At 68.3% G+C, this 14225-nt stretch carries 12 protein-coding genes and 2 rRNA genes (1 of these 14 only partly in view); 10 read left to right on the top strand and 4 right to left on the bottom strand.

The window, feature by feature from the left end; translation table 11 throughout:
• The 10 genes from ABR737_RS21460 to ABR737_RS21415 form a co-directional block, all read left to right on the top strand.
• A 23S ribosomal RNA gene (locus tag ABR737_RS21460) occupies window positions 1–2133 on the top strand (it extends 990 nt beyond the left edge of the window).
• A 74-nt stretch (window positions 2134–2207) separates the two neighbouring features.
• Window positions 2208–2324, top strand: a 5S ribosomal RNA gene (gene rrf, locus ABR737_RS21455).
• A 77-nt stretch (window positions 2325–2401) separates the two neighbouring features.
• Window positions 2402–3088, top strand: coding sequence for an HAD family hydrolase (locus tag ABR737_RS21450; RefSeq protein ID WP_350251749.1), 687 nt, complete (start codon window positions 2402–2404; stop codon window positions 3086–3088).
• 94 nt (window positions 3089–3182) lie between these two features.
• Entirely contained in the window at window positions 3183–4421 is a 1239-nt protein-coding gene (locus tag ABR737_RS21445) for an MFS transporter (protein WP_350251748.1), read from the top strand.
• Entirely contained in the window at window positions 4390–5565 is a 1176-nt protein-coding gene (locus ABR737_RS21440) for an acetoin utilization protein AcuC (protein WP_350251747.1), read from the top strand. The genes ABR737_RS21445 and ABR737_RS21440 overlap by 32 nt, the downstream gene beginning before the upstream one ends.
• A gap of 152 nt (window positions 5566–5717) precedes the next feature.
• Window positions 5718–6533 carry a phosphatase gene (locus ABR737_RS21435; protein WP_350251746.1) on the top strand — a complete coding sequence of 272 codons (816 nt, stop codon included), beginning with the start codon at window positions 5718–5720 and terminating at the stop codon, window positions 6531–6533.
• Window positions 6534–6661: 128 nt separating this feature from the next.
• The gene (locus ABR737_RS21430; RefSeq protein ID WP_006604741.1) at window positions 6662–6871 is read left to right on the top strand and encodes a helix-turn-helix domain-containing protein; all 210 of its coding nucleotides are present in this window, start codon (window positions 6662–6664) and stop codon (window positions 6869–6871) included.
• A gap of 119 nt (window positions 6872–6990) precedes the next feature.
• The gene (locus ABR737_RS21425; RefSeq protein WP_003948845.1) at window positions 6991–7089 is read left to right on the top strand and encodes a 30S ribosomal protein bS22; all 99 of its coding nucleotides are present in this window, start codon (window positions 6991–6993) and stop codon (window positions 7087–7089) included.
• Between the two features lie 198 nt (window positions 7090–7287).
• Window positions 7288–8337, top strand: a complete 1050-nt coding sequence (locus ABR737_RS21420; RefSeq protein WP_350251745.1) for an NAD-dependent epimerase/dehydratase family protein — start codon at window positions 7288–7290, stop codon at window positions 8335–8337.
• A 14-nt stretch (window positions 8338–8351) separates the two neighbouring features.
• Window positions 8352–9347 carry a lysophospholipid acyltransferase family protein gene (locus ABR737_RS21415; RefSeq protein ID WP_350251744.1) on the top strand — a complete coding sequence of 332 codons (996 nt, stop codon included), beginning with the start codon at window positions 8352–8354 and terminating at the stop codon, window positions 9345–9347.
• A 51-nt stretch (window positions 9348–9398) separates the two neighbouring features.
• Here ABR737_RS21415 and ABR737_RS21410 read toward each other — a convergent pair whose 3' ends face one another.
• The 4 genes from ABR737_RS21410 to ABR737_RS21395 all read right to left on the bottom strand — a co-directional run bounded on the left by ABR737_RS21410 (window position 9399) and on the right by ABR737_RS21395 (window position 13883).
• The gene (locus tag ABR737_RS21410) at window positions 9399–10613 is read right to left on the bottom strand and encodes a DUF5667 domain-containing protein (protein ID WP_350251743.1); all 1215 of its coding nucleotides are present in this window, start codon (window positions 10611–10613) and stop codon (window positions 9399–9401) included.
• 276 nt (window positions 10614–10889) lie between these two features.
• Window positions 10890–11675: an ECF subfamily RNA polymerase sigma factor, BldN family gene (locus ABR737_RS21405; RefSeq protein ID WP_088798525.1), complete on the bottom strand. Its 786-nt coding sequence runs from the start codon at window positions 11673–11675 to the stop codon at window positions 10890–10892.
• A 330-nt stretch (window positions 11676–12005) separates the two neighbouring features.
• Window positions 12006–12953: an HAD family hydrolase gene (locus ABR737_RS21400; protein WP_350256875.1), complete on the bottom strand. Its 948-nt coding sequence runs from the start codon at window positions 12951–12953 to the stop codon at window positions 12006–12008.
• Between the two features lie 642 nt (window positions 12954–13595).
• A complete protein-coding gene (locus tag ABR737_RS21395; RefSeq protein WP_350251742.1) occupies window positions 13596–13883 on the bottom strand; it encodes a glutaredoxin family protein in 288 nt (95 codons plus the stop codon).
• Window positions 13884–14225 lie beyond the last annotated feature (342 nt).

Raw genomic sequence — 14225 nt, 5'->3', positions numbered from 1 at the left:
ACCGGGTTACTGACCTTAGCCAAACTCCGAATGCCGGTAAGTGAGAGCGCGGCAGTGAGACTGTGGGGGATAAGCTCCATGGTCGAGAGGGAAACAGCCCAGAGCATCGACTAAGGCCCCTAAGCGTGTGCTAAGTGGGAAAGGATGTGGAGTCGCAGAGACAACCAGGAGGTTGGCTTAGAAGCAGCCACCCTTGAAAGAGTGCGTAATAGCTCACTGGTCAAGTGATTCCGCGCCGACAATGTAGCGGGGCTCAAGCACACCGCCGAAGTCGTGTCATTGCAGCATGAGGACCAACGTCCGTTGTGATGGGTAGGGGAGCGTCGTGTGCCGGGTGAAGCAGCCGTGGAAACGAGTTGTGGACGGTTCACGAGTGAGAATGCAGGCATGAGTAGCGATACACACGTGGGAAACGTGTGCGCCGATTGACTAAGGGTTCCTGGGTCAAGCTGATCTGCCCAGGGTAAGTCGGGACCTAAGGCGAGGCCGACAGGCGTAGTCGATGGACAACCGGTTGATATTCCGGTACCCGCTTTGAAACGCCCAGTATCGAATCCATTAATGCTAAGGCCGTGAAGCCGGCCTGGAGTCTTCGGACAAAGGGACGTGGTGGAGCCGCCGATCCAAGGTGGTAGTAGGTAAGCGATGGGGTGACGCAGGAAGGTAGTCCAGCCCGGGCGGTGGTTGTCCCGGGGTAAGGGTGTAGGCCGTGTGGTAGGTAAATCCGTCACACGTTAAGGCTGAGACCTGATGCCGAGCCGATTGTGGTGAAGTGGATGATCCTATGCTGTCGAGAAAAGCCTCTAGCGAGTTTCATGGCGGCCCGTACCCTAAACCGACTCAGGTGGTCAGGTAGAGAATACCGAGGCGTTCGGGTGAACTATGGTTAAGGAACTCGGCAAAATGCCCCCGTAACTTCGGGAGAAGGGGGGCCATTGCTGGTGATGAGTCTTGCACTCTGAGCTGGTGGTGGCCGCAGAGACCAGCGAGAAGCGACTGTTTACTAAAAACACAGGTCCGTGCGAAGCCGTAAGGCGATGTATACGGACTGACGCCTGCCCGGTGCTGGAACGTTAAGGGGACCGGTTAGTCACATTTCGGTGTGGCGAAGCTGAGAACTTAAGCGCCAGTAAACGGCGGTGGTAACTATAACCATCCTAAGGTAGCGAAATTCCTTGTCGGGTAAGTTCCGACCTGCACGAATGGCGTAACGACTTCTCGACTGTCTCAACCATAGGCCCGGTGAAATTGCATTACGAGTAAAGATGCTCGTTTCGCGCAGCAGGACGGAAAGACCCCGGGACCTTTACTATAGCTTGATATTGGTGTTCGGTTCGGCTTGTGTAGGATAGGTGGGAGACTTTGAAGCAGCCACGCCAGTGGTTGTGGAGTCATTGTTGAAATACCACTCTGGTCGTGCTGGATGTCTAACCTGGGTCCGTGATCCGGATCAGGGACAGTGTCTGGTGGGTAGTTTAACTGGGGCGGTTGCCTCCTAAAGAGTAACGGAGGCGCCCAAAGGTTCCCTCAGCCTGGTTGGCAATCAGGTGTTGAGTGTAAGTGCACAAGGGAGCTTGACTGTGAGACTGACGGGTCGAGCAGGTACGAAAGTAGGGACTAGTGATCCGGCGGTGGCTTGTGGAAGCGCCGTCGCTCAACGGATAAAAGGTACCCCGGGGATAACAGGCTGATCTTCCCCAAGAGTCCATATCGACGGGATGGTTTGGCACCTCGATGTCGGCTCGTCGCATCCTGGGGCTGGAGTCGGTCCCAAGGGTTGGGCTGTTCGCCCATTAAAGCGGTACGCGAGCTGGGTTTAGAACGTCGTGAGACAGTTCGGTCCCTATCCGCTGTGCGCGTAGGAGTATTGAGAAGGGCTGTCCCTAGTACGAGAGGACCGGGACGGACGAACCTCTGGTGTGCCAGTTGTCCTGCCAAGGGCATGGCTGGTTGGCTACGTTCGGAAAGGATAACCGCTGAAAGCATCTAAGCGGGAAGCCTGCTTCGAGATGAGTACTCCCACCCCCTTTGAGGGGTTAAGGCTCCCAGTAGACGACTGGGTTGATAGGCCAGATATGGAAGCCTGGTAACGGGTGGAGTTGACTGGTACTAATAGGCCGAGGGCTTGTCCTCAGTTGCTCGCGTCCACTGTGTAGGTTCTGAAGTAACGACCTGTGTTTTTGCCGGGTTGGTTAACTTCATAGTGTTTCGGTGGTCATTGCGTTAGGGAAACGCCCGGTTACATTCCGAACCCGGAAGCTAAGCCTTTCAGCGCCGATGGTACTGCAGGGGGGACCCTGTGGGAGAGTAGGACGCCGCCGAACAATCATTGTGGGAAAGCCCCGCACCTTATGGTGCGGGGCTTTTCTGCGTTCCGGGGCCGCTCGGTACGCTCAGGGGCATGCGCTATGACCTGGTCATTTTCGATAACGATGGCGTGCTGGTGGACAGTGAACCGATCGCCAACCGGATCCTGGCCGCGTACCTCAGCGAGCTGGGCCATCCGACGACCTATGAAGAGTCAGTGCGTGACTTCATGGGCGGCGCGAAGCACCGCATTCACGAGACGGTGCTGGACCGGTCGGGAAGACGGCTGCCGGCCGGGTTCGACGAGGCCTTTGATGCGCGGGTCTTCGAGGAATTCCGCAGCCGGTTGGAGCCCGTGGTGGGCGTGGTCGAGGTGCTGGACAAGCTGGCCGCCGACGGGGTGCCGTACTGCGTCGGGTCGTCGGGGAGCCATGAGCGTATCCGGGTCGCGTTGAGGGAGACGGGGCTGTTCGAGCGCTTTGCCGAGGGGCAGGCCAGCGGTGCCGGTGGTGCCGTCGGTGCCGGGAGGATTTTCTCCTCGGAGGATGTGGGGCGGGGGAAGCCGACGCCGGATCTCTTTCTGCATGCGGCGCGGGAGATGGGGGTGGCACCGGAGCGGTGTGCAGTGGTCGAGGACAGTCCGCTGGGGGTGCGGGCCGCGATCGCCGCGGGGATGGACGTGTACGGCTTCACGGCGATGACGCCGGCGGCGAAGCTGACGGAGGCCGGGGCCACCACGCTGTTCGCCCACATGGCGGAGTTGCCGGCGCTGTTGCAGTAGGGCAGGGGAGGGCCCTGCCGGTCGGGTGCCTCGCCGGAATTGGTGGGGAGATCCATCTACCCAGTGGTAGTGGGGAGTCCTAGGCTGAGCGGCCATGACGGCCCCTCGGATACCAGGAGCGCAGTTACGGCACGGCCGGGTCTCGCTCGCCCTCAGCTTCTTCGTCCAGGGGGCGGTCTTCGCTCTCCTCGTGACCCGCATCCCCGCGATCCAGGAGCGCTACGGGATTTCGGACGGCCTGCTGCCGGCCTTCCTTGCGGCCGTGCCGGTGCTCGCGGGCGTCGGCAGCTTCGTTGCCGAGCAGGTGGTGAAGCGGGTGCGGGCCGGCCGGGTCCTGCGGTGCGTGCAGCCCGTGGTGTGTCTGGCGCTGCTGGCGGTCGGGTCGGTCGGGTCGATGGCGCAGGCCGCCGTGGCGCTGGCGGTCTTCGGGTTGTCGGTGGGGGCGCTGGACGCCTCGATGAACATGCTCGGGGTGAGCCTGCAGCGGGCGTACGGGCGGAGCATCATGCTCGGGTTCCATGCGGCGTACAGCCTGGGCGGCATCGTGGGCGCCTCGCTGGCCTGGGCGGGTGCGCACTGGAAGCTGTCGCTTGCGCTGCTGTACGGGCCGGTGGTGGCTGTGCTGGTGCCGCTGGCGCTGCTCGTGGGCCGCTGGTTCGTGGACCGGGACCGCCGGGATCCGGCGGAGGGCGGGGAGGGGCCGGGGGCGGCCGTTGCGCCCGTTGCGATGCGGGTGTTGTTGCCGCTGTGTCTGGTGATGGCGTGTGCGTATATCGGGGACTCGACCGTCTCCAATTGGAGCGCCAAGTATCTGCAGGACGTACTGGGGAGCTCGGAGCAGCTGGCCACCGTCCCGTACAACGTCTATATGGTCACCACGCTGCTCGGGCGGGCGGTCGGGGATCTGGGTGTGCGGCGGTTCGGGGCGGTCGCGGTGGTGCGGACCGGGACGGTGGTCGCGGCGGGCGGTTTCGCGGTGGTGGCGGCGGCTCCGGGGGCCTGGGCCGGCATGGCGGGGTTCACCCTGCTGGGGTTCGGGCTGTGTGTGATCGTGCCCCAGACGTTCGCGGCGGCGGGGCGGTACGCCGGCGAGCAGCACGGCCCGGGGGCCTCGGACCTGGCCGTCGCGCGGCTGAACATTTTCAACTATGTGGGTTTTCTGATCGGCTCTCCGTTGGTCGGGGCGCTCGGTGATTCCTGGAGCTATCGGGGGGCGATGCTCGTACCGATGGCCCTGGTGCTGGTGACGTTGGTGTATGCCCGATCGTTCGGGGTGCCGAAGGCCCGATACGGTGACGGATATGAGCGGCCGCGCACAGCTGATGTGGGATGAGGCAGTAACGGGCTACGACTTCGGGTCCGGGCATCCGATGGATCCGGTCCGGCTCGCGCTGACCATGCGTTTGGTGGAGGCGTACGAGCTGGACCGCGGGCCGCTGGAGGTGGTCGCGGCCAAGCCTGCCGGGGACTCCACCCTGCGGCTGGTGCATCGCGAGGACTACATCGCAGCGGTCCGCAGAGCCTCGGTGGATCCCGCTGCCGCGGATCTCTCGTACGGGCTGGGGACGGCGGACGATCCGGCGTTCGCGGGGATGCACGAGGCGTCCGCGCTGATCGCCGGCCAGTCGGTGGGCGCGGCGGAGGCGGTCTGGCGCGGCGATGCGGCGCATGCGGTGAACTTCGCCGGCGGGCTGCACCATGCGATGCCGGGCGGGGCGGCCGGATTCTGTATCTACAACGACGCGGCGCTGGCGGTCGCCCGGCTGCTGGAGCTGGGCGCCGAGCGGGTCGCGTACGTCGATGTGGATGTGCACCACGGTGACGGGGTGCAGGTGGCCTTCTGGGAGGACCCGCGGGTCCTGACGATCTCGCTGCATGAACATCCGCGGACGCTCTTCCCGCAGACCGGCTGGCCGGAGGAGACCGGCGGCGAGGGCGCGGAGGGCAGCGCGGTGAATGTGGCGCTGCCGGCCGGGACCGGGGACGAGGGGTGGCTGCGGGCCTTTCACGCGGTGGTGCCGGAGCTGCTGGGGGCCTTCCGGCCGCAGGTGATCGTGACACAGCACGGGGCCGACACCCACTTCGAGGATCCGCTGGCGCACCTTGCGGTGAGCCTGGATGCTCAGCGCGCGGTGGCGGAGGCCTGTCACGACCTGGTGCACCGGTACGCGGACGGCCGCTGGGTCGCACTCGGCGGAGGCGGCTACGCGGTGGTGGACGTGGTGCCGCGCAGCTGGACGCATCTGGCCGCGATCGCGGCGGACCGGCCGATCGAGCCGACCTCCATGGTCCCGGAGGCGTGGCGGCACGAAGTGTTCCGCAGGACGCGGCAGTTGGCGCCGCTGCGGATGACGGACGGCCGTACGCCGCAGTGGCGGGACTTCATCGACGACGGCTATGACCCGGCCGACCGGCTGGACCAGGCGGTGCTGGCCACCCGCCGGGCGGTGTTCCCGGCGCACGGGCTGCTTCCGTAGGTCCCGGTGGGGGCGGGCCCCGCTGCCTCCTCTGCCGCACAGCCTCCACCGTCGCACAGCCCCCTGCCGCTCAGCCGCACCGTGCCCCCAAAGGTGTGACTACCCGTCGGTCAGGGCAGCCGTGGGCCGACCAACCGGACAGTATGGGACGCGTGTTGGGCACCGGGGCGCTGCGGGCGCACCTGATCGAGGCGCGGCTCGCGGGGACGATCGCGACCAGGCGGGAGAAGAGTCTGGCGCGCTACCGGCTCTTCGCGGCGCGCGATCCCCGGGCGCTGATGGGGCTGGATCCCGAAGGGGACTGGCCGGTCGGTGAAGTACTGCGACTGATGGGGCAGAAGTGCGGAGTTTCGGTCGATCTCGCACACGTTTCCGGCCTGGATGAGATCGATCCCGACCGCACCCTCGCGGCGCTGGACCGGTTCGCCGAACGGCTGGGAGAGGCGGCCGGCCGCCGGGCGCCGGTGCTGATCGGCACCGGCCATCCGCACCGGCTGGTGGGGTTCTACGCCGCCCTCGCAGACGCTCTCTCGTCGGCGGGCTGCCCCGTCCTCACCCCGGCGTATGGCGCCCGTGTCGACATAGCGACCCGGTTCGGCGTACGTACCTGCACACTCGACTACGTACGGGGAGTCGCGGTGATGCGAGAAACCGGCGTGCGGGGCGCGCCCGGGGCGGGGGGCGTACACACCCATTCACCGCTCCCGGTGCGGACCGCTCTGGCGGCCGCGGGGGGTGTCGCCGGGCCGCTGCCGGCCCTGGTGATCGGGGACCACGGATGGGTCTGCGGGGCAGGTCAGCTGGGCATCGAGGCGATCGGGCCGGCGGATGCGGATGATCCGGCGCTGTTCGTCGGCGAGGCCGAGGGGCGGGTGTCGGTGGCGGTGCCGCTCGACGATGGCGTGCCGGGTGCGCACTACCAGCCCCTGGCGCGCTATGTGCTTAATCGTGCATATCTGTCCCGATAGGGGGCTGTTCGCTGCTCCTCTTCCCCACTCGCATCACCCGCCCCTAATCTGGGGAGTGAGCGCATAGCGACGAAGAGTCACCGGAGGGGAAGCCGGTGACCGTCTTATGCGGAAGGTGCAGGTGTGGCATGGCTGCAGACCAGAGGCCTCTGAACGAGGTCGTGTTCCTGACAGTGGCGGAAGTCGCCACGGTGATGCGGGTATCGAAGATGACCGTGTACCGCTTGGTGCACAGTGGTCATCTGCCCGCGATTCGGGTGGGGAGGTCTTTCCGGGTTCCGGAGCAAGCGGTTCACGACTATCTCCGGGAGTCCTTTGTGGGGGTGGAATCGGCCTGACGAGACCTCGCCGACCCTCGGATTACGCCGTACGCCCGTCGCCGGGTAGGCTGGCCCGATGTAGGTAGTGTGGGCTCGGACGCCCCGCACCGAGTGATTCGAAGTGAGCGAGGGTAGTCGTGGGCTCTGTTATCAAGAAGCGGCGCAAGCGGATGGCGAAGAAGAAGCACCGCAAGCTGCTCAAGCGCACCCGTGTTCAGCGTCGTAACAAGAAGTAAGCGACGCTGATCGCGAATTCGCAGCCCCCCATCGCCTTGTGCGATCGGGGGCTGCGGTGCGTTGTGGGCCGTATGGACGGTGGTCGGACGGAAATGTGGCCACGGGCATCCCGCGGACATCACGGCGCAACACCTACCCGATAGCGTGGCCTGCACAGCTCGGGCCACGGCGGTCGCGGCGGGAAGGAAGGGCTGATCTTGGGCAAGGTCGTGCTCGTCACGGGAGTCGCACGGCAGCTGGGCGGCCGGTTCGTCCGCCGTATCCAGCGCGATCCCGACGTCGACCGGGTGATCGGGGTCGACGCCGTGGCACCGGATCACCATCTGGGCGGCGCCGAATTCCTCAAGGCCGATATCCGGCATCCGGCCATTGCCAGGGTCCTGGCCGAGACGGGCGTCGACACGGTCGTCCATATGGATATCAACGGCACGCCGTTGAGCAAGCGCGGCGGCCGCACCTCGGTGAAGGAAACCAACGTCATCGGGACGATGCAGCTGCTCGGCGCCTGCCAGAAGGCCCCGAATGTGCAGCGTCTGGTCATCAAGTCCAGCACCAGCGTCTATGGCTCCGCGCCCCGCGACCCCGCCGTTTTCACCGAGACCACCACGCCGAAGTCGCTGCCCAGTGGCGGCTTCGCCAAGGACGTCGTCGAGGTCGAGGGGTATGTCCGCGGCTTCGCCCGGCGCCGGCCCGATGTGGCGGTGTGCGTGCTGCGCTTCGCCAACATCCTCGGGCCGTGTGCGGATTCCCCGCTCGCCGAGTACTTCTCGCTGCCGGTGTGGCCCACCGTCCTCGGCTACGACCCGCGGCTGCAGTTCGTCCACGAGGGCGACGCCATCGAGGTGCTGCGGATCGCCGCCGCCGCGCCGCGCCGCGGGACGCTCAACAGCGGCACCTTCAATATCGCCGGGGACGGAGTCCTGCTGCTGTCGCAGACCTCCCGGCGGCTGGGGCGGCCCACCGTGCCCCTGCTGCTGCCGACCGTGACCTGGGCCGGTACGGCGCTGCGGTCCATCGGCATCTCGGACTTCTCGCCGGAACAGATCCGGCTGCTCACGCACGGCAGGGTCGTGGAAACGACGCAGATGCGCGAGACACTGGGGTTCCATCCGAAGTACACGACGGCGGAGACCTTCGCGGAATTCGCCCGCAGCCGTGGACCCGGGCTGCTGCCGCCCGAGTCCCTCGCCCGCACCGTCGACCGGCTCGCCGAGGCGCTGCCGGCCCGCGGCGGCCCGACCCAGTGAGGAGTCCATCCACGATGGCGGACGCCAAGGTCATCCCCTTCGGCGAGGAGCCCCGGGCGCGCAGGAAGGCCAGGAGGGCCGGGCGCACGGGACGCGGTACGGCGCTGGCGCCGGTACCCGAAGCCCGGACCGAGCACCCTCCGGCGGCGGCGCCGCGGACGGACCCCGGCCGGTCCCTGGACGAGCGGATCGCGGGCGGGCTGGCCTTCCTGCGCCGGCGGATCACGGGTGACTACGAGGTCGACGACTTCGGGTACGACGAGGAGCTGACCGACCAGGTCCTGATGTCGCTGCTGCGGCCCTTCTACGAGAAGTACTTCCGGGTCGAGGTGAAGGGTGTCGAGAACATCCCCTCCGACGGCGGGGCGCTGATCGTCGCCAATCATTCCGGGACGCTGCCGCTGGACGGTCTGATGCTGCAGGTCGGGGTGCACGACAACCACCCGGCGCAGCGTCATCTGCGGCTGCTGGCGGCCGATTTGGTGTTCGTCCTGCCGGTGATAAACGAGCTGGCGCGCAAGGCCGGGCACACCCTGGCCTGTGCGGAGGACGCCCAGCGGCTGCTGGAGCGCGGCGAGATCGTCGGGGTGATGCCCGAGGGCTTCAAGGGCATCGGCAAGCCCTTCGCGGACCGCTACAAGCTGCAGCGGTTCGGGCGCGGAGGCTTCGTTTCGACGGCGCTGAAGGCCGGGGCGCCGATCGTGCCGTGCTCGATCGTGGGCGCCGAGGAGATCTACCCGATGATCGGGAACGCCAAGACGCTGGCGCGGGTGCTGGGGCTGCCGTACTTCCCGCTCACGCCGACCTTCCCGTGGCTGGGGCCGCTGGGGGCGGTGCCGCTGCCGACGAAGTGGACGATCCAGTTCGGCGAGCCGATCCCGACGGCCGGCTACCCGCCGGAGGCGGCGGACGATCCGATGCTGATGTTCAACCTGACGGACCAGGTGCGGGAAACGATTCAGCACACCCTCTACAAGCTGCTGGTACAGCGACGCTCGGTGTTCTTCTGAGGGAAGGACCAGAAGAACACCGAGCGCCGGAGGGACTGCTTCGCTGCTTCGCTACTTCGGCAGATCCTCACCGTCGATGCCCAGGCCGGGAAGCAGCCCCGGGATCAGCGGTGGGAGGGTGACATCGGGCTGGCCGCCGGTGTCCCGGCCGCGGTGGTGGCGGCCGCGGTCCTGCGGGGAAGCGCCGCCGCTCTTGGACGGCGGGTCGAGCAGGCCGCCCGTGTTGCCGCCGAGCAGGCCGTCCTCCTGGGACGGAGAGGACGACGGGTGGGGGGCGTGCGAGCCACCGGTGTGGGTGCCGGGGGCGGACCTGCTGCCGGACGGGGCGGGGTGCCCGTCGGACCGGGAGCCGGTGCCCGCGGAGGCGGGCGTGTTGCGGTGGTGGCTACGGCTTTCCGGGGTGGGCGGCAGCAGCGGGCGGAGCGGACCGACCTCCTTGTCCATGGCGTCGAAGACCGAACTGACCTTGTCACGGACGTCCATGAGCTGCACCGGGAGCTTGTCGCGCAATTGCGACCAGGTGCGGCGGTGGGACTTGGTGAAGGAGTTCAGCGCCTGGATGGGGTCGAGCGAGCCGTCGCGTTCGTACGCCTGGTGCAGCAGGCGGTGGCCCTCACCCGCATCGTGGGTGACGCCGGCGAGCGCCTTGCGGACCTCGCCGAGCGCTTCGTGGTCAAGGTCGGCGACCCGGGCGCGCTCCATCAGGCGGCGCGCCTCCATCATGCGGATGGCGGCCTGGTCGAGGTAGAGCCGGCCGCGGTCGGAGTCGTCGTCGGCCATGCCGAGCTTCAGGTCCTCCATGCCGCGCTTGAGGCCGTAGAGGGAGTCGCCGGGCAGGGCGTCGGAGCTGGCCGCGGCCACGCCGGTGAACGCCCCGGCGGCGACGCCGACCGTCAGCCCGCCGGCCGCCAGCCCCTTGGTGAGGCGGGAGCGCGGACGCAGCTTGCCGATGGATTTAGTGGCGCGGTGCGCGCCTCTGTGTTCGCGCTGCTCGGGCACCCTGGCACCGTCGGACGGAGCGCCTTCGGCGAAGGCGGCCTCCATCGCGGCGATGAGCTGGGCGCGCTGGACAGTCTTGACCTCGGCTGCCATCTCCGGCCTCGGGAGTTTCCCGAGGCCGTCGGCGACCGCCAACAGCCGTGCTTCGCCCGGCGCCTGGGCCGGATCTTCGACCTGGTCCTCGGTCGCCGTGCCCTCGAGGACCTGCTCCTCAAGGGTCTGGGCGAAGGCGTTGGCCCGCCGGTGCACCGAGACATTCGCGATCACGGGCGGCACCTCCTCTCGTCATCCCGCTCGACTCCCCGGACTGGCTTTGACTGTCCAGACGGACCGGACGGTTGCAAGCCGTTGTCCGCGCCACTCGATCGAGTGAGAGGCAGCGGGCAAGGCATGACCGCATGGAGCCTGCATCCCGCACAACGAGCGGCGCGGCACTCGGGTTACGCACTCACGATGATCTGACCGACCGGGTAGGGAAGGTCACCAAGAGTGAGCAGATACGGCACAGGACCGGTCGGCGACATCCGGGGACAGGGGGTCGGGTCAGCGGGCGTCTTCGGGGAGCAGCCGCGCCAGGGTGCGTACGGCGCGGTACTGGAGGGTCTTGATCGCGCCCTCGTTCTTGCCCATGACGCGGGCGGTCTCGGCGACCGAGAGGCCCTGCAGGAAGCGCAGCGTGACGCACTCCTGCTGTTGGGGGTTGAGCTTGCGTACCGCCTCCAGCAGGGCGGCGTTGGAGAGGGATTCGAGGACCGAGTCCTCGGGGCTGCGCTCGACCTCGTTGGCGTCGAGCATCTCTCCGGTGGTGACTTCCAGGCGGAAGCGGGAGGACTTGAAGTGGTCGGCGACGAGGTTGCGGGCGATGGTCACGAGCCAGGCGCCGAAGTCGCGGCCCTGCCAGGTGAAGGTGCCGATGCGGCGCAGGGCGCGCAGAAAGGTCTCGCTGGTGAGGTCCTCGGCCGTGGCGCGGCCGCCCACGCGGTAGTAGATGTACCGGTAGACGGTGTCGGCGTACTGGTCGTAGAGGCGGCCGAAGGCGTCGGCCTCGCCCGCCTGGGCTCGTTCGACGAGGTCCATCATGCGACGGCTGTCGCTGTCGGCGGGGCGGCGGGCGGTGGTCGTGCCGGTGCCGGAGCGGCGGGTTCTGCCGGCGGCCTTGCCGACCGCAGCACTCCCGTCGGCCAGGGCGTAGCAGGGTCCGGCGGCGGGGACGGCTGAGGCGAATGCGGGGACGGCGTACGCGGTGGGGACAAAACTGCGCAGGTGGTCGACGAGTGTCGTACGCAGCGTAGCCAGGCCCGAGGCGTCAACCCCGACGTGTGGGTACACGGGACTCCCAGAGGCAGAGCTTCCATCACGTGCAGTGCGGGACCGTTCACTCGTCGTAGGGACGTGTGGGTTCCGGATTGCGTCTGAGGAGAATAACGCTTCGTACAGGCAGCGCTACACCCAGTTGCTCAAATCATCGATTAGTTACGGTCCGTGCCGGATTGGTGGCAGATCAAGTATCGATTACTGAGCAACTTTTGATCGGAAGGAAACGCAATCTGCCTGGTTGGAGGGCGTGTTGTGGTTAACCGGCAGCAAAGGGACTGAGGGGACGGCGGAGGGGGTAGGAAGCCAGGATGGTCCGCCGTCCCGTAAGGCGATCAGGCCTGGTCAGCGGCGTCGGCGCTGCAGTGCGACGGCGGCCGCGGCACCGCCCGCCAGGGCGCCCACGCCGGCCGCCGCGGGGATGCCGATCTTGGCGGCTTTGCGCCCGGTCCGGTAGTCGCGCAGCCGCCACCCCTGCTCCCGGGCGTGCTTGCGCAGCCGGCTGTCAGGATTGATCGCATAGGGGTGCCCGACGAGCGAGAGCATCGGGATGTCGTTTGCGGAGTCGCTGTAGGCCGCGCAGTGCGAGAGGTCCAGGCCCTCCGCGGAGGCCAGGGCGCGGACCGCCTCGGCCTTGGCCGGGCCGTGCAGCGGCTCGCCGACCAGTTTGCCCGTGTAAACCCCGCCGACGGACTCGGCGACGGTGCCCAGCGCGCCGGTCAGGCCGAGCCGGCGGGCGATGATCGTGGCGGTCTCGACCGGGGCCGCGGTCACCAGCCACACCTTCTGGCCTGCGTCGAGGTGGGCCTGGGCGAGCGCGCGGGTGCCCGGCCAGACCCGCTCGGCCATGTACTCGTCGTAGATCTCCTCGCCGATGGACATCAGCTCGGCGACGCGGTGGCCCTGGACGATGGACAGTGCGCTGTTGCGGACGTCCGCCATGTGCTCGGGGTTCTCCGAGCCGGCCAGCCGGAAGTAGATCTGCTGCCAGGCGAAGCGGGCCAGGTCGCGCTTGTGGAAGAAGTGCCGCTTGTACAGGCCGCGGCCGAAGTGGAACAGCGCGGCGCCCTGCATGACGGTGTTGTCCAGGTCGAAGAAGGCGGCGGCGGCCGTGTCCCCGACGACCGGGAAGTCGGGCTCCGCCGGGGTCTCGGCCTCCTCGGCGGGCGGCGCTTCCTGGGAGGACTTGCGGGCAGCCTCGGCGGCGGCCTCGCCGGCCAGCACGCTGCGGGCCGTGGCGGGTCGTCTGCGGCGAGGGATCCAGCCCAGGTCGAAGAGCGCCCCGGAGGGCATCCAGCCGGATCGGCGAGCGGGCGACATGGCGCCTAGCGTAGCCAGTGTGTTCGGTGCTTCCGGTTACGGGCGCGTGTCATGAGGGCCTGGAGTGAGGGAAGTGTGCATTACGGCCATGTCTGCGGGGGCCTTAGGGGGCGGGCGAACACTTCCCGTAGGGGGAGGGGAGGCCCCCTGCGGGCCAGAACGTGGCGGGGGGAGTGGGTATTCCGGGGGCTGTAACGCGACGGGCGGTGTTCCGAGGGGGACGGCGGTGTTCCGAGGGGGCGGCAGCGTGGCGGGGGGGGGGTATCCCAGGGGCTGCAATGCGGCGGGCGGAGTTTCGAGGGGGCGCAACGCGGCGGGGGCCGAACGTGGCGTAGGCCTTCCGAGGGGGCGGCGGCGTGGGAAAGGGGGCGTTCCAAGGGGGCCGCAAGGTGGCCGGGGCGCTACCGGAGGGGCGGCAGCAAGGCGGGGGCGCTTCGAGGGGGCTCAACGCGACGTGGGGCTCCGAGCGGCGCGGCAGCGTGGCGGCGGGCTCCAGGTGGGGCGGCGGAGCGGCGGGGGCGTTCCGAATGGGGCGGCGGCGTGGCGCGGTGGGGCCCGGGGTGGGTTGGCGGCGGCGTGGCTGGACGGGCCCCGCTGTGGGTCGGTGGGGTGGGGTCAGGCGCCCAGGGCGGTGCGCAGGCGTTTCGGGTCGACTCGCCAGAAGTCGTGCTGGGCGCCGTCGACGAGGATGACCGGAATCTGCTCCCAGTACTTGCGGTGCAGTTCGGCGTCCTCGGTGATGTCCTTCTTCTCCCAGGACGCGCCGGTCTCGGCGCACACCTTCTCGATCACGGCCTGGGCGTCGTCGCAGAGGTGGCAGCCCGGCTTGCCGACGAGGGTGACCATCCGGTCGGCGGGGTTCTTGCGGGGGCTGCGGCTGAACGAGCTGAACAAGGGGGCCATGGAGTCATTGTGCCGGGTCGCGGTGCGCGGGCGGGAGTGCCTGCCTGTCTGCGTGCGTGCCCGTAGCGGCCGGGGCCGGGGCCCTGCCGGGCAGGCGGGCCGTAGTGGCCGGGGCGGGGCCGGAGCCCTGCCGCCAAGACCGGAGCCCTGCCGCCAGGGCCGGGGCTCAGCTGCCGGGGCTGGCATCGGTGCCCTGCCGCCGGGGCCGGTTCCCTGCCGCCGGCCGGGCGTGCCGTATGGGCCGGGTCGGACCCGGCCCGCCGGAGCCCGGAGAGCGGGGCGCGCCCTCGGGCGTCCGGGTCGATTACCATCGATGGGCGATTTGTAGGTTTCCGGGGGTAT

It is taken from the genome of Streptomyces sp. Edi2 (assembly GCF_040253635.1).
GTDB lineage: Bacteria > Actinomycetota > Actinomycetes > Streptomycetales > Streptomycetaceae > Streptomyces.
The sequence above is the reverse complement of the archived record's forward strand: the minus strand, read 5'-3'. Positions and strand labels throughout refer to the sequence as shown.